The organism is Micromonospora siamensis (assembly GCF_900090305.1).
Lineage (GTDB): Bacteria > Actinomycetota > Actinomycetes > Mycobacteriales > Micromonosporaceae > Micromonospora > Micromonospora siamensis.
Genome location: NZ_LT607751.1, coordinates 1,688,171 through 1,708,511 on the forward strand (window position 1 = coordinate 1,688,171; position 20,341 = coordinate 1,708,511).

The 20,341-nt window shown below is 69.9% G+C and carries 10 protein-coding genes; 6 read left to right on the plus strand and 4 right to left on the minus strand.

Annotated elements, in window-relative coordinates; all coding sequences use genetic code 11:
- Positions 1-22: 22 nt before the first annotated feature.
- Both GA0074704_RS07885 and GA0074704_RS07890 read right to left on the minus strand, forming a co-directional pair.
- The gene (locus tag GA0074704_RS07885) at positions 23-382 is read right to left on the minus strand and encodes a helix-turn-helix domain-containing protein (protein ID WP_157743621.1); all 360 of its coding nucleotides are present in this window, start codon (positions 380-382) and stop codon (positions 23-25) included.
- A gap of 1,142 nt (positions 383-1,524) precedes the next feature.
- Positions 1,525-2,385 carry an ArsR/SmtB family transcription factor gene (locus GA0074704_RS07890; RefSeq protein ID WP_157743622.1) on the minus strand — a complete coding sequence of 287 codons (861 nt, stop codon included), beginning with the start codon at positions 2,383-2,385 and terminating at the stop codon, positions 1,525-1,527.
- 638 nt (positions 2,386-3,023) lie between these two features.
- Between GA0074704_RS07890 and GA0074704_RS07895 the strand changes: the two genes are divergently transcribed.
- From GA0074704_RS07895 to GA0074704_RS07920, 6 genes are all read left to right on the plus strand, one after another.
- Positions 3,024-4,220, plus strand: a complete 1,197-nt coding sequence (locus GA0074704_RS07895; protein WP_088969888.1) for a pyridoxal phosphate-dependent aminotransferase — start codon at positions 3,024-3,026, stop codon at positions 4,218-4,220.
- Positions 4,217-5,260, plus strand: a complete 1,044-nt coding sequence (locus GA0074704_RS07900; RefSeq protein ID WP_231926785.1) for an isocitrate/isopropylmalate dehydrogenase family protein — start codon at positions 4,217-4,219, stop codon at positions 5,258-5,260. Before GA0074704_RS07895 ends, GA0074704_RS07900 begins: the two co-directional genes overlap by 4 nt.
- Positions 5,261-5,290: 30 nt before the next feature.
- Positions 5,291-6,475, plus strand: coding sequence for a cytochrome P450 (locus GA0074704_RS07905; protein ID WP_088969890.1), 1,185 nt, complete (start codon positions 5,291-5,293; stop codon positions 6,473-6,475).
- Between the two features lie 150 nt (positions 6,476-6,625).
- Complete coding sequence (locus GA0074704_RS07910) at positions 6,626-16,195, plus strand: non-ribosomal peptide synthetase (RefSeq protein WP_088969891.1); 9,570 nt, start codon at positions 6,626-6,628, stop codon at positions 16,193-16,195.
- A gap of 25 nt (positions 16,196-16,220) precedes the next feature.
- Positions 16,221-17,519 (plus strand): MFS transporter, encoded by a 1,299-nt coding sequence (locus tag GA0074704_RS07915; protein ID WP_088969892.1) that lies wholly within the window; start codon positions 16,221-16,223, stop codon positions 17,517-17,519.
- Positions 17,520-17,613: 94 nt separating this feature from the next.
- Positions 17,614-18,291 (plus strand): sensor domain-containing protein, encoded by a 678-nt coding sequence (locus tag GA0074704_RS07920; protein WP_088969893.1) that lies wholly within the window; start codon positions 17,614-17,616, stop codon positions 18,289-18,291.
- A 26-nt stretch (positions 18,292-18,317) separates the two neighbouring features.
- On the opposite strand, the gene GA0074704_RS07925 is transcribed toward GA0074704_RS07920, so the two are convergent.
- Both GA0074704_RS07925 and GA0074704_RS07930 read right to left on the minus strand, forming a co-directional pair.
- Positions 18,318-19,301 carry a Fe(II)-2OG oxygenase family protein gene (locus GA0074704_RS07925; protein WP_088969894.1) on the minus strand — a complete coding sequence of 328 codons (984 nt, stop codon included), beginning with the start codon at positions 19,299-19,301 and terminating at the stop codon, positions 18,318-18,320.
- Between the two features lie 41 nt (positions 19,302-19,342).
- Complete coding sequence (locus tag GA0074704_RS07930; RefSeq protein WP_088969895.1) at positions 19,343-20,188, minus strand: alpha/beta fold hydrolase; 846 nt, start codon at positions 20,186-20,188, stop codon at positions 19,343-19,345.
- Positions 20,189-20,341 lie beyond the last annotated feature (153 nt).

Here is a 20,341-nt window from a genome sequence, read left to right on the forward strand (position 1 = left end):
GGCCGAGCGGCTGGTCGAGGTGTCAGTCATGGGTTGATCCTGCGGCGTCGTCCACCGCGACGTATTGGACGTCGGGGAACTCCTCCGCCAACCAGGTGCCGACACTGCAGCCGGCGAGGGCCTGCCACTCCCGGCACAGGTGTGACTGGTAGGCGTACCCGCAACGGGCCGCGACCTCGGCGCGCGGCGGCCGGCGCGGGACGGCGAGCCGCCGCCGGGCGGCCTGGAACCGGGCGATCCGCACGGCGGCCTTCGGCGTCAGCCCGGTCGCGGCGCGGAACCGTTCGGACAGATGTCGGCGGCTGTACGCGATGTGTTCGGCGACGGCCGAGACGCGTACCCGGCCGTCCCGGGCGAAGATCAGCCGCCGGGCCTCCCGCACCTCGTCGGGGAGGGGCGGTGTCCGACGGTCGAACCGGCGGAGCAGGGTCGCGTCGAGCAGCTCGAAGCGTTCCCGCCATCCGCCCGGCGATCCAGTCCGTGCACGAGCCGGTCCGCCGCCGGCCCGACACGTCGGCCAGCTCGACCGCGCGTCCGCCCAGTTCGGCTGCGGGAAGGCCGAGCAACGCCGAGGCCCCGAGCGGGGTGAGGTTGTCGTGCAGACCGTCCAGCCCGGTCGAGGCGTCGATCAGGACAGCCGAGGTGTGCAGCCCGCGACGACGCCGTGCGCGGCTACCGCTCCGGCGGCCCCGGTCACGCGCAGCGGTGCAGCCAGCTCCACGACCAGCGTGAGGTTCTGCGACGGCAGGCCCCGATGCAGACCCGCGGGGTACGCCGGTAGCCGTGCGCCGTCGCCACGTACGGCCGCAGCGCTGGCGGTGGCGTATTGCTGACGAACTACACCCTCCGATCATGCCCGGTGTCGGCCTACCGGGGAACGCGACGACCGTGACCCGGTAGGGGGCCGGCCGCTAAGGGTCTGATTGCGACTCTCTTTGCAGTACTGGGGTGGCTGGGTCAATTTGACTCGGCCACACCGATTCCGTCGGGCCGCGCGTCTCGGGCCAGGAAAATGCGATGACGTCGGTTGTCGGAAATTATTGGATGACTACATGAGCTTATTGTCTTCGATAAGCTTATTGCCCCCGGAAAGGCGGTGGAGCGGGGCCCTGTGCGATGATCCACATCGCGGTCGGGCAGCACCATCGGGAAGGTCTTTGCCCGGTGGGGGTTGCTGTGGCCTTTGCATGTGGATTCTCCTGGGGCGGTGATGACGCTCCCGGCTTCCGGTATGGGTGGCGATTGAGCGCAACCCGATGGCGTTAGCGCCGCTCGGTGAGCGCTGGCATCGCGATCTTTCACCCGTCCTCCGGTCGGTGGCGACTCCGTCCCGGAGGATCCGCAACCGTGCGACCGCGGCGGTTGCGTCTCCGCCGTGCAGAGACGCAACCGTGTCCCGTAGGCAGGCGACAAGGTGCGGAGCGCGGTCATCCGTGACGATTCCTGGCACCACCCCATCGGGATGCCCGACGCCCGGGAACTCGTCCGCCGGATCGCAATGGCGGGCCCGTGCCGCCGCCGTGTTCACTCCAGCCCGAACGATTGCCCGTTCTGACCGGTCAGCAGTGCCATGCCCAACCGGGTGGGGACGTGCAGCACCGTGTTGCGCTGGCGCTGGGTCGTTATGAGACCTGCCTTGCGCAGCACCGTCGCGTGCTGACTCGCGCCGGCGGGGGAGATGCCCAGCCGCTCGGCCAGTTCTCCGGTGCTGGCGCTGTTCGCCAGTTCTCGCAGCACGGCCGCCCTGGTGTGACCCATCAGTGCGGCCAGGCCGGCGGTGCTGTTGACCGGCTCCTTCCACAGCGCCGACGCCATCGCCTGGTCCGGCAGCGCCGGAAACAGCACCGCCGGGCGCCCCAGCACTCGATGGGACTCGATGAACACCGCCCGGTCGGAGAGGAAGACGGCCGGGGCCAGCAGCAGTCCTCGTCCGTCGAGGTGGACATCCCGGCTGTCCGCGCGGGAGATCTCCAGTACCGGGGCCTGCCATGTGGTGCGTGCGCCTAGATTGGCGAGGATCGACTCGGTACCCCCCGTCAGCACCATGCGCCCCCGGGCTTCGCGCTCGATCTCCCGGTAGGCGGACATGCGCTCCCAGTAGGGTTTGATCGCCACGCGGGAGAAGTCCTGCACCGCGGCGGAGATGCGTTGCGGATTGCAGCCCATCTCCGCCAGCTCGTCCAGGCCCCGCTGAGGGCCCCGATCGATGAGCCAGAGGAGGCTCGAAAGGGGCCGCAGCGGCGGCGGCAGGATGCGAGTGGGGCTGCCCTGGCGTTCGAGCTCATGGCGAACTCGCTGGCGCCACCTGCGAAAGACGCCACTCCCGGAATCGTCGAGGGAGTCCAGTGCGAATATGGTCTCCGCCAGGACTCCCAGTGAGTTCATCACTCTTATCCGGGTCAGGTCAGTAACCGTAAAGTGAATTCTTAACACAACGTTCCCCCCGTGGTGTCAGACATTTTAGTATGGTTACTATTCAGTTTGGTGTCTGCGTCGAAAGGTCCTTCAGGTAGGTGTGGTGGCGCCCCCTGCGGCTGCTGGTGTGACTTCGTGGCGTCACATCAGGAGGCTCATTCGTATCGGCGTGGGCAATTTCCCCCGTTCCGCGGTTGTCTCCGGCCCGGCGCCGGACTTAGCATTTTTTGCGGGTCAGCGGTGGTGGCGAGACAGTTGTGGGCCTGGCTCCGGGTGACGTCGGCCGAGGCATCGAGAATCTTTGCCTACGGATATCCGGGGTGTCAACACCGTCTTACGTGGACAAGATTGACTTCGGCGGACCGGGTAGCCAGTGAGTGTCGTCTTTAAGTCATGTCGGCTGGCGCGGCGGGCACTCGCGGGCGAAAGTGGTCGATGATCTTATAGCGGGCCGCTGAGTCGCCCGTTCACGTGCCGGAGAGTGCCCGCTTCCGGATCAGCGACCCCAGCTCACCTGGCGCGTTCGTCCTCGGCTGAAAGACATGGATCGCCCCCGCCCGGAACGGCCACGATCGGGCCGCCACGTCGGTGGGAGGGGTTCTCGAAACATGACACGACTGGACGAGGAGCCGGAGGCGGGCCGGCACCGGTTCGCCGGACGAGCGCGCCGCCTCTCCGTAGGCGGGCTCACCAAGCTGCTGGGCGCCGGGGTGCCCGCGGACACCCTGGATTTCGCCGTGGGGACACCGGCCTGGCCGGATCCGCCGGCCGAGGTGGTCGAGGCGGCGTGCGCGGCCCTGCGCGGCGGCGCCAACCAGTACGCCCCGCCGGACGGCGACCTGGGCCTGCGTACCGCACTGGCCGGCTGGCTCGGGCGGGGCGTCGACCCGCTGACCGAGCTCACCATCACCTCCGGGGCCACCGAGGCGCTGTGCGTCGCACTGCTGGCAACCGTGGACCCCGGTGACGAGGTTGTCGTGCTGGAACCCTGCTACGAGAACTTCCTGACCGCCATCACCGTCGCCGGCGCGCAGGCCAGGTTCGTTCCGCTGCGTGGGGACGGCTGGCGCTACGACTCCGAGGAACTGGCCGCCGCGTTCGGCCCCCGGACCCGCGCCGTCGTCGTCAACACGCCGAACAATCCGACGGGCCGCCTGCTCACCGCGGACGACATCCGGGAGATCGGCGCGCTCTGCGAACGCTGGGACACGACGATCATCTCGGACGAGGTCTACTCCTCGTACGTCTTCGACGGCCGGGCCCACCTCTCCCCGCGTGACGTACCCGGCGCCGGGCACCGCACCATCGTTCTCGGCAGCCTCTCGAAGAGCCACGCCATCAGCGGCTGGCGGATGGGGTTCCTGCTCGCCGACGCGGAGCGCACCGAAGTGCTGCGCCGGGTGCACATCGTCACCAGTGGCGGCGCGGCGCACCCGTTGCAGGCCGGGCTGGCCGAGGCGCACCTTCTCGGCGGCACTGCGTGGGATCCCCGGCCCGGTCTGCAGGACCGCCGGGACCGGGTGGTCGAGGCGTTGCGCGGCTACGGCCTGCGCTGCGTCGCACCGCAGGGCGGCTGCTACGCCCTGGCCGACATACGGGACGTCAGCGACACCGACTCCGAGGCGTTCGTGCTGGACCTGCTGGCCGGGTCGCGCGTCCTGTTCGTACCAGGGACGTTCTTCTTCCCCAACGGGGGCGGCAAACACCTCGTCCGCGTCGCGTTCAACCGCCCGGACAGCGTCATCGACGAGCTGGTCGCCCGCCTCGGCGGCGCGGCGGTACCGGCTACCACCAGGGGAGCATGATGAACACCATCGCGGTGATTCCGGGCGACGGCGTCGGGCCGGAGGTCGCCCGGGAGGCGACCGAGACCGTCACGGCCCTCGGCCTGGACCTCACTTTCGACGTCCTCGACCACATCAACGCCGACACCTATCTCGAGACGGGTGTCGCCATGTCCGAGGACGACCTGCAGCGGGTGCGCCGGGCCGGCGGGGTGCTGTTCGGGGCGGTGGGGGACCCGCGCGTCTCGTCCACCGGCTACGCCCGCGACATCCTGCTGCGGCTGCGCTTCGAATTCGACCTGTACGTCAACCACCGGCCCGCCGCACTGCTGCACGACCGGGTGAGCCCGCTGCGCGACCCGGCCCGCCGGGCCATCGACCTGGTCGTCGTGCGGGAGAACACCGAAGGGCTCTACCTAGGTGTGGGAGGCGTGCTGCGCGGCGGTACGAAGGACGAGGTCGCGATCGACGAGGAGGTGAACACCTATCTCGGGGTCAGCCGCATCCTCGACTACGCCTTCTCCGTCGCTCGCCGGTCGGTGTGCATGGTGGACAAGTCGAACGCGGTCCGGCACGGCGGCCAGCTGTGGCAGCGCTGCTGGTGCGAGGCCGTCGCCCGCCGCCCCGACGTCGAGACCTCGCATTTGTACGTGGACGCCGCGGCGATGAACCTGGTCGCCGACCCGACCCGTTTCGACGTCGTCGTCACGAACAACTCGTACGGGGACATCCTCAGCGACCTCACCGCTCAGCTGGCCGGTGGCATCGGGAGCGCGGCGTCGGTGAACCTGAACCCGGAGACGGGGTTCGCCCTGTTCGAACCGGTACACGGCTCGGCGCCGGACATCGCAGGCAAGGGCATCGCCAACCCGATCGGAGCGCTGGAGAGCGCCGCGTTACTGCTGGACAGGCATGGTCACAGCGGTGAGGCGCGGGCCCTGCGCGACGCGGTCAGGCGCACGGTGGCGGCCGGAAGGTGCACCCCGGACCTCGGTGGCACGTTGACCACCGCGCAGGCGGGCGCGGCGATCCGTGCCGAATTGCTGGCGACGGGATGGTGATCGTCACGCGGACGCCGGGAGGACGCGGCAATGGATCTGGGTGACGCCGACCTGTACCTGAGCGCCGAGCGTTACCAGCGGTGGCGCGAACACACCGAGGCGGATGCCGTCCTGTGGAGCGGACCGGGGACGTCACCCGGCGGTTTCTGGTCGGTCTTCTCCCACGAGCACTGCCGCTCCCTCTTCGCCCACTCCGCGCCGTTCACCTCCGAGTACGGCATGATGATCGGCTTCGACGCGGACCACCCTGACCGATCAGGCGGGCGGATGCTGGTGGTCAGCGACGGGGCCAGGCACGCCCGGCTGCGCAAGCTCATCGGGCCCTTCCTGTCCCGCATGCGCGCCGTGTCGATGGAGGACGCGGTCCGCCGCGAGATCCGTACCCATGTCGAAGCCCTCTGCGACGGCGAGGTGCACGACGTCGCCACCGGCCTGGCGCCCCGCATCCCGGCGGCGGTGGTGTGCGAGGTGCTGGACATCCCGGTGGGCGAACGCGACCGGCTGATCGAGCTGACCAACCACGCCTTCGGGGGCGCCGACGAGACGTTCGACAAGATGACGCCCTCCCAGGCCCACACCGAGATCCTGTACTACTTCAACGACCTGATCGCGCGGCGGCGCCGCCGACCGGGACAGGACCTGATCAGCGGGATGCTGCGCGATCAGGGACTGAGCGCCTCCGACGTCGTCATCAACTGCGACAACGTGCTCATCGGCGGCAACGAGACGACCCGGCACGCGATCGCCGGCTGTTTCGAGATCCTCGGCGAGCGCCCGGAGCTGCTCACCCTGCTCCGGGAGCGCCCCGAGGCCGTGCACCCGCTCATCGAGGAGGTGCTGCGCTGGACATCCCCCGCCATGCACGTCCTGCGGGTCGCCACCGAGCAGGTGACCATCGGCGGGCAGGAGATCGCGAAAGGCTCGGCCGTGGTCGCCTGGCTGGCCGCCGCCAACCGGGACGAGCGCGTCTTTCCTGAGGCGGACGTGTTCCGCCCGGATCGGCAGCCGAACAAGCACCTCGGCTTCGGCTACGGGCCACACGTGTGCCTCGGCGCCGCACTCGCCCGGCTGGAGATCCGCCTGCTCCTCGAGGCGTTGGCGGAGCTCACCGACGCGGTGGTGGTCCCGACGCCGCCCGTCGCGCTGCGGTCGAACCTGGTGCAGGGCCGTCGCAGCCTGCGCGTGACCGTCACACCGCGGGGCCGGGTCGGCTGAACGCCGTACCCGCCCACCAACCCTGCGGAACGCATTTCCCCCGAGGTTGAAAGGCCGTGGCACCGGCCCACCCGTCGCGCGACGCTGTCGTCTGCCCGACGCGTCGGTCCGGAACACGCTCACCGACGACATCGATACCTGGAGGGTCACGTGGAAGCCGAGTACCCGGTGAACAAGGCAGCTTCCGTCCCGGGTCCGGGCGCTAGCCTCGCTGACCTGTTCGAGCAGCAGGTCAGCGCCCAGCCGGACGCCGGGGCCCTCCGGTTCGAGGACGTCCGGCTCACGTACGCGGAGCTCGACCGGCGCGCGAACCAGCTCGCGCACCTGCTGGTGGAGGAAGGCGTTCGGCCGCGTGACATCGTCGCACTGGCGTTGCCGCGCTCGGTCGAGGCGATCGTCGCGCAGTTGGCAGTGGCGAAGGCCGGTGCGACGTTCCTGCCGGTCGACCCGCTCTACCCCGCCGAGCGGATCACCTTCATGCTGCGCGACGCCAGACCTGTGCGGGTGCTCACCACGGCCGCCGTCGGGGTGTCCCTGCCGGGCGTCACCCCGGTGACCGTGCTCGACGCCCCCCGTACCGTCGACGACCTCGGCCGGCGGCCGAAGACCGCGCTGGCCGTGCGGCGTGGCGCGCAGGCACCGGCCTACGTCATCTACACCTCCGGCTCCACCGGGGTCCCCAAGGGGGTGGTCGTCCCGCACACCGGCATCCCCAGCCTGGTGGAGACGCATCGGCGACGACTGGCCGCCGGCCCGGGGAGCCGGGTTCTCCAGTTCGCCTCGCCCAGCTTCGACGCCTCCGTCTGGGAGGTGTGCATGGCGCTGCTGACCGGCGGGACGTTGGTGTGTGCCCCGGCCGACCGGCTGCTGCCCGGTCCGGCGCTGGCCGATCTGATCGCCGAGCACGACGTCACCCATGTGACGCTGCCGCCGTCCGCCCTGGCAGTGCTGCCACCGGACGCGCTGCCCTCGGTGTCGGTGCTGGTCGTGGCAGGGGAGGCCTGCGCGCCGGACCTGGTCAGGCGTTGGGCCGGCGGCCGCACGATGGTGAACGCGTACGGGCCGACCGAGTCCACCGTCTGCGCCACGATGAGCCGACCGCTGAGTCCGGACGGCGACGCGGCACCGATCGGCCTCCCGATCGTCGGGACCCGGGTGTACGTCCTGGATCCGGAGCTGACGCCGGTCGAGGACGGCGCCATCGGAGAGCTGTACATCGCGGGGCTCGGCCTCGCCGACGGATACCTCAACCGGCGTGAGATCACCGACGCGGTGTTCCTGCCGGACCCCTTCGGTTCGCCGGGCGACCGGATGTACCGCTCCGGCGACCTGGTGCGGCGAGGGCCCGACGGTCAGCTCGACTTCGTCGGTCGCGCCGATGACCAGGTGAAGATCAACGGATTCCGCGTCGAGCCCGGTGAGGTCGAGGCCGCGCTGACCGCGCATCCCGGCTTGGCGCACGCCGCCGTCGTGGTGAGGGAGACGGCACCCGGCAAGCCCCGCCTCGTCGCCTACGTGGTGCCGGCCGGCGAGCCGGTCACCGCCGTGCGGCTGCGCGACGACCTTCGGCGGCGGCTGCCGGACTACCTGGTCCCCGCCGCCTTCGTCGTGGTCGACCGGTTGCCGCTGACGCCGAACGGCAAGCTGGACCGTCGGGCGCTGCCCGACGTGCCGGTGCGGTCCGAGGGTGACGACCGGTTCCTCGCCGCCGCGACGCCGATCGAGAAGCTGCTCGTCGGCATCTACGGCGAGGTGCTCGGGTTGCCCGAGGTCGGCGCGGAGGACGACTTCTTCCAGCTGGGCGGCGACTCGCTGCTCACCATCCAGGTGCTGGCGCGGATCCGTGAGGACCTGGGAGTGGACCTCTCACCGCGGGCGATGTTCGACCGGCCGACGGCTGCCGCGATGGCCGAACTGGTCGCCGCGCAGGAACCGTCCGGCCAGGCCGCGTCGCCCGGCGAGGACACCGATGCCGTCCGTCCGGCCGAGCGGACCGGAGCCCTGCCCCTCTCGTACGCCCAGCAGGCGCTGTGGTTCATGGCCGAGTTCGCGCCGGAGAGCTACGAGTACAACCTCGGCACCGGCCTGCGTCTCACCGGTGAGCTGGACGAGGCAGCCCTACTGCGGGCGCTGGCCGGCCTGGTGGAGCGGCACGAGGCGTTGCGCACCACGTTCGAGATGGCCGGTGACCAGCCGGTGCAGGTCGTCCACCCGCCGCGGACACCGATGGTCACCCTGGCCGATCTGCGCTCCGAGCCCGACCCCGCCGCCGAGCTGGATGCCCGGGCCACGGCGGACCTGACCCGTCCGTTCGATCTGGCCGTCGGGCCACTGGTCCGGCCGAGCCTGTTCCGGACGGCCGACGACGAGCACGTCCTGCTGCTGACCGTGCACCACATCGTGCTCGACCGGTGGTCGGTCGGCGTGTTGATCCGCGAGCTGATTGAGTTCTACGAGGCCGAGCTGCACGGTTCCGAGCCCGCCCTGCCGCCGGTGACGCTTCAGTACGCCGACTTCGCGGTCTGGCAGCGGGAGCACCTCACCGACGACGCGCTCGCCGACTCCCTCAGCCACTGGCGCCGGACTTTGGACGGCGTGAACCCACTCGAACTGCCGATCGACCGGCCGCGGCCCCGGGTGCGTACGTGGGCCGGCGGCGCCGAGCGGTTCCACCTTCCGGCCCAGAAGGTGGCCCGCCTGCGAGAGCTCTCCCACCGGCACGGCAGCACGCTGTTCATGTCGCTGACGGCCGTGGTGGACGTGCTCCTGGCACGCCTGTCCGGGTCGTCGGACGTCGCGTTCGCCACGGTCGTCGCCGGGCGCGACCGGGCCGAGACAGAGCACATCGTCGGCTCCTTCGTGAACACCGTCGTGCTGCGCTCCCGGGTGGACGGGTCCGTTCCGTTCGAGCAGCTCCTGGCAGGCGTCAAGGAGACGGTGCTCGAGGCATTCGTCCATCAGCAGGTGCCCTTCGAGCGTGTCGTCGACGAGGTCGCCCCGGTGCGCGACCCCAGTCGGTACCCGCTGGCCCAGGTGCTCGTGGTGCTTCACCGGGCGCTGGTGGAGGAGGCGCATGTCGGGGGCGAGCTCTCGGTGACCGGCTACGACCTGCCTCGTCGCTCGTCGATGTTCGATCTCACCGTGGAGTTCGTGGAGCGCGGCGACGACCTGACGGTCTGGCTGGGCTACAACACCGACCTCTTCGAGGCGGATACCGTCCGCCGCCTCGCCGGCATGCTGTTCCGGCTGCTGGACGCCGTTCTCGAGGACCCCACGCAGACCGTCTCGGCGCTGCCGATGCTTTCCGCGGCGGAGGAGCACCGCGTCCTGACCGAGTTCAACGACACCGACGTCGAATACCCCTCCGACAAGTGCGTGCACGAATTGTTCGAGGAGCAGGTACGCCTCCGGCCGGACGCCGTGGCCGTGATCGCGGGCCAGGACCGGATCACCTATGCGGAGCTGGACCGGCGCGCCAACCGGATCGCCCACGCGCTGCGCGGCCTAGGCATCGGACCCGACGTGCCGGTCGGGCTCTGTGTGCGGCGGGGCTGGCGGATGGTCGCCGGGATGCTCGGCATCCTCAAGGCCGGAGGCGCCTACGTACCGCTGGACCCCGCCTACCCCGCCGACCGGTTGACCTTCATGCTCGCCGACACCGCGGCGCCCGTGCTGCTGACCGAGGAGGAGCTCACGGGTCTGTTCGGCGACGAGACGGCCCCCACCGTGGTCCTCCTGGACACCGGCTGGGACACCCTGGCGGAGCACCCGGACACCACTCCGGAGAACCTGACCACGCCGGACGACCTCGCCTACATCATGTACACCTCCGGCTCGACCGGCGTACCGAAGGGTGTGGCCGCGCCGCACCGGGCGACCGTGCGCACGTTCTTCTCCTCCGGGCTCATGATCTCCGGCCCGGACGAGGTCGTTCCCCAGTGCCTCTCGATGTCCTGGGACGGTCTGTCGGCGGAGCTCTGGTCGGTACTGCTGCACGGGGGCACATCCGTGCTGTACCCGAACCAGCCCACCGACGCCGAGGTGCTCGCCGGCCTGGTCCGCGAGCACTGCGTCACCACTCTGTGCATGCCCCCGAGCCTGCTCAACGCATTCGTCGACGCATTCCCCGACGAGCTGCGCAGCGTCCGCCAAGTGATCACCGGCGGCGACGTCGCATCTCCGTTCCATATCGCCAAGGCGCTACGGCACGCACCGCACCTGCGCCTCGTCAACTGTTACGGCCCGGTGGAGTCCACCGTCGCGGCCACCTGGTACGAGATGCCCGCCGGCTACGACGGCACGAGCCCGGTCCCTATTGGACGGCCGTTGGGTAACACGGTGGTTTATGTAGTGGATGAGGGTTTGAATCCGGTGCCGGTGGGTGTGGCCGGTGAGTTGCTGATTGGGGGTGACGGTCTGGCGAGGGGTTATTGGGGTCGTGCGGATCTGACGGCGGAGCGTTTTGTTCGGGTGTCGTTCGCGGGCGGGCGGCGGGTGTACCGGACGGGGGATGTGGGTCGGTGGGGTGCGGATGGGTGTCTGGAGTTTTTGGGGCGTGTCGATGAGCAGGTGAAGGTTCGTGGGTTCCGGGTGGAGCCGGGTGAGGTGGAGGCGGTGTTGTTGGCTCATCCGTCGGTGGGTGAGGCGGTGGTGGTGGCTGTGGGTGAGGGTGCGCGGCGGCGGTTGGTGGGTTATGTGGTGGGTGTCGGTGGTGGTGGGGTGGATGTGGGGGTGGTGCGGGAGTTCGTGGCGGCGCGGTTGCCGGGGTTCATGGTGCCGTCGGTGGTGATGGTGGTTGACGGGTTGCCGTTGTTGCCGTCGGGGAAGGTGGATCGGCGGGGTTTGCCGGTGCCGGTTGAGGTGGATGCGGGTGGGGTTTTTGTGGCTCCGCGTTCGTCGGTGGAGCGGGTGTTGGCGGGGGTGTGGGCTGAGGTTTTGGGTGTGCCTCGGGTGGGGGTGGAGGATAATTTCTTTGAGCTTGGTGGGGATTCGATCCTGAGTATTCAGGTGGTGTCGCGGGCGCGGGCTGCGGGTTTGTGGTTGTCGTCGCGGGATTTGTTTGTGCGGCAGAGTGTGGCGGCGTTGGCGGCGGGTCTGGAATCGGGGGAGATCGGCCGGCCGGGGCCGGTACAGCAGCAGGTGACCGGCCCCGCACCACTGCTTCCGACGCAGTCCCTCTTCCTCGCCCACCACCCCGAGGAACCTGATCACTTCAACCAGTTCGTCGTCGTGGAGGTTCCCACCGGACTCGACACCGCGGCGCTGCGCGCCGCGACGGACGCGCTGCTCGATCGCCACGACGCTCTCCGCATGCGGTACCTGCGCATCGACGGACAGTGGCAGCAGCACACCCGCGCGTCCGAGACCCACGACGTGCTCACCGTGCACGACCTCGGCGACCTGGCTCCGGAGGCGGCGCAGGAGGCGGCCGAGCGGCTGACCGCGCGTGCCCATCGCAGCCTGAGCCTGGAGCACGGCCCGCTGGTGCGGGCCGAACTGTTCCGCTACCCGGACCGTCCGGCCGAGTTGCTCCTCGTCGTGCATCACCTGGTCGTCGACGGCGTGTCCTGGCGGATTCTGCTCGACGACCTGTCGTCGGCGTACCAGCAGGCCGCAGCCGGTGAGTCGGTGTTCCTGGGTGCGAAGACCACGTCGCTGCAGGAGTGGGGGATCCGGCTGGCGGCGCACGCGGACGCCGGTGCCCTCGACGACCAGCGCGCGTACTGGGCTGAGCGGGCCGGCCCGCTCAGCACCCGCATCCCCGTCGACGGCACCGGCAGCCGGCGGGCCGGAGCTGCCCGTACGGTGGTGCGCCGCCTCGACCAGGCCAGTACGCAGGCCCTGCTCACGCGGACTCCAGCCCTGCACCGAGCCCAGATCACCGAGGTCCTGCTGGCCGCGCTTGGCCGGGTGCTGGTGCCCTGGACCGGCGGCAACCAGCTGCGCATCGCGCTGGAGGGGCACGGCCGCGAAGAGATCTTCGACGACGTCGACCTCAGCGGGACCGTGGGTTGGTTCACCACCATCTACCCCTTCGACCTGCTCGCGGTGCCCGGCGACAGTTGGGCCACGACCGTGCGGCGGGTCAAGGAACGGCTGCGCGCCGTTCCGGACCACGGCCTTGGCTACGGCGTGCTGCACCAGCTCGACGGTGCCGATCCGTCCGTCGCGGACCGGTGGGAGATCAGCTTCAACTATCTGGGTCAGTGGCAGGCGGGTGGTTCCGGCGAGTTCCGCCTGCGCGCTGCCACCATCGGCCTGGACCAGAGCCCGGCGCACGATCGAATGCATCTGCTCGACATCGTGGCCGCGGTCGAGGCCGGCGAGCTGACCGTCACCTGGGTGCACTCACCGGAGATCCACCGCCGGGAGACCGTCGCGGCGCTGGCCGACCAGTTCACCGCCGCGCTGCGGAATCTGGCCGCCGACGCCCGGCTGGACGAGGCCGGCGCGCTGGCCCCTGCCGACTTCCCGTATGCCGGGCTGGATCAGGCGGCGGTGGACGCGGTGGTGGGTGACGGTCGTGAGGTGGAGGACGTGTACCGGCTGACGCCGATCCAGGCGGGGATGCTCTTCCATGCCCTGATGGCCCCGGAGGCAGGCACCTACGTCGGCCGGGTGTCGTTCGTCGTGCAGGGTGTCCGGGACGTGGACGCGTTGGCGCGGGCGTGGCAGGTGGTGACGGATCGGACGCCGGTGTTGCGGAGTTCGGTGGTGTGGCAGGGGGTGCCGGAGCCGGTTCAGGTGGTGTGGCGGCGGGTGGTGTTGCCGGTGCGTCGGGTGGACTGGTCGGGGTTGTCGGTGGGGGAGCAGGAGGCCGAGGCGCGCCGGTTGTCGGAGGAGGAGCGGCTGGCGGGTGTGGATCTGGGGCGGGCGCCGTTGTCGCGGTTGGTGCTGGCGGAGTTGGGCGACGACCGCGTCCGCGTCTTCCTGACCTCGCATCATCTGATGTTGGACGGGTGGAGCACGTTCCAGGTGTTGTCGGATGTGTTCGCCGTGTACGGGGCGTTGGTGTCGGGGGCGCGGGGCGCGGCGGTGGTGGCGGGGTTGCCGGTGCGGCGTCCGTTCGTGGATTACGTGGCGTGGTTGGCGGCTCGTGATCGTGGTACGGAGCAGCGGTTCTGGCGGGAGGTGTTGGCGGGGTTCGAGGCGGCGAACGTGTTGCCGGTGGACCGGGTGCCGGTGGGGTCGTATCAGGCTCGGGCGGATGCGTCGGTGCCGGTGGTGTTGCCGTCGGTGGTGTCCGATGCGGTGGTGGGGTTCGCGCGGCGGCATCGGTTGACGGTGAACACGGTGGTGCAGGGCGCGTGGGCGTTGTTGTTGTCGCGGTACTGCGGTGTGCGGGATGTGTGTTTCGGTTCGACGGTGTCGGGTCGTCCGCCGGAGTTGGCGGGCGCGGGTGATGTGGTGGGCATTTTCATCAACACGTTGCCGGTGCGGGTGCGCGTCGACGGTGGTGAGCCGGTCGTCGGCTGGCTGCGGGGTTTGCAGGACGCTCAGGTGGCGGCGCGGGAGTTCGAGGGTTCGGCGTTGGCGGACATCCAGAGCTGGAGTGAGGTCCCGGCCGGCTCGCCGATGTTCGACAGCATCGTCGTCTTCGAGAACTACCCCGCCGACTCGTCGGCCGCGACGGCCGAGGGCCTGGTGATCGACGACATCCGCGCCGACGAGATCGGCAGCTACCCCCTGAACCTCATCGCGTACGCCGGGCCCGAACTGAACCAGGTCATCCGCTACGACCCCAGGCTCCTGGACGAGTCGACGGTCACGCGGTTGGGAGGCCACTTCGTGGCCCTGCTCGACGGGCTGGCCGCGGGGGCCGACCGCACGCTCGCCGACGTGGAGATGCTCACCGCGGAGGAACGCCACCGTATCATCGACGAGTTCAACGACACCGAGGCGGCGTATCCGGCACACCTGTGTGTGCACGAGGTCTTTGCCGAGCAGGCGCGCGCCACACCGGACGCCGTCGCGGTGGCGTGCGCCGGCAGGGAGCTCACCTATGCCGAGCTCGACCGGCGGGCCAACCAGCTCGCGCATCACCTGAGAGAACTGCACGTCGGTCATGGCGTCCTGGTCGGCCTCTGCGCCGAGCGCGGCATCGACCTGATCGTCGGCATGCTCGGCATCCTCAAGGCGGGCGGCGCCTACGTCCCCCTCGACCCGGACTACCCCGCGGCGCGGCTGGATTTCATGCTCACCGACATCGCCGCGCCGGTGATCGTCACCCTCGACCGGTACGCCGATCGGCTGCCCACGAGCGGGGCCCGGATCGTACGGCTCGACGCGGACAGCGCCACTGTCGCGGCGCGCCCGGTCTCCCCGCCCGACACCGACGTCACCCCGGACGACCTGGTGTACGTCATGTACACCTCCGGCTCGACCGGCACACCGCGGGGGGCGATGGTCACGCACCGGGGCGTCGTCCGGCTCGTCAAGCCGGGTGACTACTGCCCGATCGGGAGCGACGACGTGGTGGCCCAGTCCGCCTCCATCTCGTTCGACGCGTCCACGTTCGAGATCTGGACCGGACTGCTCTCCGGTGCCACGCTGGCCGTCTACCCGCCCGGTGTGGTCTCGATGCAGCGGCTGCGCGGTTTCCTGGCCGAGCACGGGATCACTCTGCTGACGCTAGCCACGGGCATGTTCCACGAGATCGTGGACAGCAACGTGACGGCGCTGGTCGGCCTGCGGCAGATCGTCGTCGGCGGCGACGTGCTCTCCCCGGGCCACTGCGCCCGCCTGGCGGAGCACGATCCGGCCGTCCGCGTGATCAACGTGTACGGGCCCACCGAGTGCACATCCATCACGACGGTGCACCGCGTCGGGGAGGCGCCCACTGCGGACGACCGTCTGCCGATCGGTGCGCCGATCGCCAACACCCGGGTGTACGTGCTCGGCGAGAACCATGAGGTGCTGCCGATCGGCGCCCCGGGCGAGATATACATCAGTGGCGACGGCGTCGGCCGGGGCTATCTGAACCGTCCGGACCTGGACGCCACCCGCTTCCTTCCCGACCCGTTCCGGACCGGTGGTGTGCTCTACCGCAGTGGTGACCGGGCCCGGTGGCGGCCGGATGGGCAGTTGGAGTTTCTGGGCCGGCTCGACACCCAGGTCAAGATTCGGGGTCACCGGGTGGAACCGGCCGAGGTCGAGGCCGTACTGCTGCGTCACCCGGATGTGGTGGACGCGGCCGTGGTGGCCCGGGCGCGCTCGAACGGCCAACGCTGGCTGGTGGGGTACCTGGTGCCCGCCGAGGGCCGGCAACCGGACCTGGTGGAGGCGCGTGAGTTCCTCGCCGCCCTGCTGCCCGAGCACCTGGTACCGGGCGCGTTGCACGTGATGGATCAGCTGCCCCTGACGCCGAACGGCAAACTCGATCGGCGGGCGTTGCCCGAGCCGGACGGCATTGTCCGGACGGAGCCGTCGGTGGCGCCGCGGACGCCGACCGAGGAAGCCCTCGTCACGATCTGGGCGGACGCACTCGGCGTGAGCGAGATCGGGGTGAAGGACGACTTCTTCGAGTCCGGTGGCGACTCGATCATCAGCATCCGGGTCGTGGCCCGGGTCCGCGAGGCGTTCGGCATCGATCTGTCGCCGCGGGAACTCTTCGACCGGCCGACGATCGACCGGCTGGCGGAGCACGTCGAGGATCTCGTTCTCGCCGAGCTCGAACGCCAACTGTCGCCAGGCGGTCCGTCCTCCAACTCGGTCGACTGACCGACCCGAGCAGAAGGTGGATGCAATGAGCTCACCCAAGATCCAGGATTCCGTTCCTGGTCCTCCCGATCCCGGGGTGGTGCAGCAGGCGCCGAAGGTGCCGCTGTCCCGCAACCGCAACTATCTTCTGCTGCTGACCGGTCAGACCATCTCGGAGCTCGGCTCCGCAGCCTCCGCCGTCGCGTTCCCCCTGTTGGCGCTGGCGATCACCGGCTCGTCGGTGCAGGCCGGTGTCGTGGGCTTCGCCAACATGGCGGCCCGGCTCCTGTGCGGGCTGCCCAGCGGCGCGATCGTCGATCGTTTCGACCGCCGCAAGGTGATGCTCACGAGCGAATTCTTCCGCGCGCTCAGCATGAGCGTGCTCGCCGTCGCGCTGCTGTTCGGCCAGGCGGGCTTCGTGCTGATCCTCGTCTGCGCGGCTGCCGAGGGAATCTTCGGCGCGCTGTTCGCGCCAGCCGAGGAGGCGGCATTGCCGCAGATCGTGCCCGCGGAGCAGTATCAGACGGCACTCGCCGGTCTCGCCGGTCGAGCGTACCTGGGCATCACCATCGGTCCGGCCATCGGCGGCTTCCTGTTCGGGCTGCAAAGGATGCTGCCGTTCGTCGTGGACGCCATCTCCTACACCTTCTCGTTCGTCCTGCTGCTCTTCGTGCGGCTCAAGCCCGGCGCTCCCCGCGTCGAGCCGTCCAACGTCATGAACGAGACCATGCGCGGGCTGCGTTGGGTCTTCGGTGAGGCGCGCATCCGAGTCACCTTCCTCTGCGCGGTAGGGCTGAATCTCGTCTTCAACACGGTGTTGTTCGTGGTGATCATCGTGTCGAACGACCGGGGCGTCGGCGCCGGTGAGATCGGCCTGATGGTCGCGATGATCGGGGTCGGCGGGCTCTCCGGCGCGTTGGTGGCGCCGGCGCTGACGACGCGCTTGCGGCCGTACGCACTGGTCATCGGCCTGGCCTGGCTCTGCACTTTCCTGGTCCCCGTGCTGTTGGTGGCACCGGCCGGTATCGGCTTCGGCGTGGTGCTCGCCGCCATGGCATTCCTGACCCCCGCGGCGACCACGAGCATCCAGGGCGTGCAAATGGCCCTCACTCCGGACGGCATGCGTGGCCGGATGAGCGCCGCCTCCCAACTGTCCGGTGGAGTGTCCGGCTCCCTGGGGCCGCTGATCGGAGGCTTCCTGGTCGGCTTCGGCAGCGCCAATGGAGCGATCATCATCTGTGCGGCCGCGTTGCTGGTCCTCGCGGTGCTCACCTCCGCCAGCGGCACACTGCGGAAGCTACGCGCGCAGGACGTGGTGGAGCGGTTGTCCGAGACGGTGGAGTGACCCCTGCCGTCGCGGTGTGGTGGGGAAAACCCGACATCGAGAATGCCGGGCCAGTCCCATAGGAGCGCCCGGCCCGAGCTGAAAGTCTGAGTACATGGATGCACATGACACCCTGCTGCACCGGCCGGAGGGCCTTGCGTCCCGGCTCCGATACGACCGCAGCGCCTTCGGTGACGCCGTCTACGGCATCACGGACATCTTCATCGTCACGTTCGGCCTGGCGTTCGTCCTGGCACTCTTCGCGACCGGGCTCATCCTCGCGGTGACAGTGGTGGGCCTGGTCTTCCTTGGCCTGGCACTCGCCGGCGCACGGCGGCTGGCGAACTGGGAAGGCGCGCGTACGCGCGCGCTGCTCCGCCGTCCGGCGGGCGTGCTGGAGGGCCCGGAGCGTCGTCCCGGGCTGATGGGCTCCATCCGGTCGGAGATCGGCCATCGGTCAGGCTGGCGTGCCTTCGGCTGGCTGCTGGTCAAGCTGCCGATGGCGATGCTCACCAGCGCCGTCACCCTGCTGTTCTGGGGAGGCGGCGTGGCCGAGCTGACATATCCACTGTGGTTCCCGTTGACCGGCTCGGTGGTCGGCGCCGACGGCGAGGCCCGTCCGGGTGGTCAGGTCTGGGGCGGTCTCGCCCTCGACAGCTGGCCGTCGGCGTTCGCGGCCGCGCTGGTCGGAGTGCTGCTGCTGCTGGCGGCCCCACGCGCGACCCGCGCGGTCGTCGCACTGAACGCCCGGCTCACCGGCGCCCTGCTCGGCCATCCCCCAGCGGAGCGGTGACGGCCGGCCGGGTCGACTTCCGTCGATCAGCCCAGAACGCGCGAGCGTGACCTGTTGACCGTGTAGACCCGGCGGATGTCCCGCGTCAGGTTGACCCGCTTGAGCCACCGGTCGGTGCCGTCGAAGTTGGCGGTGAACGGGCTGCGCCCGTGGACGCCCTGGTGGTTGTCGATGAAGCCCAGATCACCGGGCTTCAGGACGACCTTCTCGACCGAGGAGGCGAGCAGCTCCTGCATCGCCGTGATCGCCTCCTCGGCGAGCCGGTCGCCCTCCCGCTCCGCGGCCATGAAGTCCACGTCGAATCGTAGATACGGACGCTCGGCCGGCCCGAACAGCACCGATCCCGTGGTGAACTGCCGCTTCGCCAGCGCTCCCCGGTCTTCCTCGACGATCAGAACCTTGCCGAGGTGCGAGTCGTCGGGATAGAACCGGAACCGGTCCTCGGACAGCACCACCCGCAACTCCGGCGGTACGTCGACCCGGCTGATCCGGGTCAACTCGGTGGCGACGTCATGTGGGTTGCGCAGACAGAACAGGGCCACGTAATCCGCGCGGCAGTCGTGGAAGACGTCCTCGGTGTGCAGCGACAGCGGCACCGAACTGCTCGCACTGGTGAGGGACTTCTCCATGCCCCGCGACGGGCAGACGTCGTGCACCATCCGGCCGTCCTGCTGGCTGCTCCAGCCGAACGGCTGGGCCAGGGCGGCTGAGCAGATCAGCAGCAGGACCTCCTCCACAGTCCCGGCGCCCGTCTTCGCGGCCGCGTCCCAGCCGGACGGGGTGGGCGCGAGATCCCCGCTCAGCGGAAGCCCCGAGACGACGGCGAGCTCCGCCTCGTGCGAACGCACCGTGACCAGGAACCGCCGCAGTCGCTGCGGTAGCGCCTCCGCCTCCACCTCGCATCGGCCGACGAGCTCGTGCGCGTCCCAGCCGTCGTACTCCTCGTGCACGCGGTGCACCAGCTCGGCGACCGTGCGGCTCTCGTCGGTGGTCAGCTCAATTCTCTCCACGCCGTCTTCTCCCTGCTGACGTCGATATCCTGTCGGCAGTCTCAGCGGGCGACCGGAGAGCGGCAATCTCTTTCAGGAGACGTCGAAGAGACACTCGGATGAGCGCCGAAGAATTCGAGGATCAGGGAATTGACGGCCTTCGGCCGCTCCAGATACCCGTAATGGCCGCAGCCGGGAACCTCGCGGTAGACGCTCGCGGGAACGGCGTCGGCGACCTCTCGTCCAAGGTGCGCCGGCGTGATCCGGTCGTCGCCGAAGGCCATCACCATGCAACGGGTGCGGATCCGCCGGTAGGCGGCGGTGCGGTCCTCGGCCAGATCCGCGGGATCGACCTGGTCGATCACCGGGTCACCGGCGCCGGCCGCCCGCTCGAAGATCTCGAGCCAGTCGCGGGTCGCGCGCTCGTCCCGGAAGGTCTGTGGTGACAGATACCTCAGTGCCCGGTCGATCGCGGCGGACCGGGGCGTCCGGGTGCCTTGCGCTGCGTCGAACTCGCGGTCGGCAGCGGCCAGGGCGAGGGTCCAGTGGTCCGCCCGGGCACGGGTGCCCATGAGCACCGCAGCGCTGACCAACTCCGGCCGGACCAGCAGCAGTTCCTGCACCACGCGGGCGCCCAGGGAGAACCCGACCAGCCGGACCGGCCCGGTGTCCAGGCTCTCCAGCAGGTGCACCGTGTCGTCGACGAGTTCGCTCATCCGGTACGTCCTCAAGACTCCCCGCCCTGGCGTGCCGAGGTTGTCGAAGGTCGTGACCCGGTGCCCGGCCGCCGCCAGAGCCGCCACCTGATGCAGGTGCCAGACCCGGCCGCTGCTGCCCGTTCCGGCCACGAGAACCAACGGGGTCCCCGTGCCGCGGGACTCCTGCCGGTGATCGCCGCTCATCGCCATCAGTCATCCCTCCGTCCGTGCGCCACCCCGGTGCAGGGCCACGGTTTGCAGTTCGTATCAGCACCGAAGGCGGCCGGACATCACTTTCAAGACTGCATGAATGGTTACCCGAAAAGGTGGACGGAGGCTGGGAGGGCGACGCGGGCGTCGGTA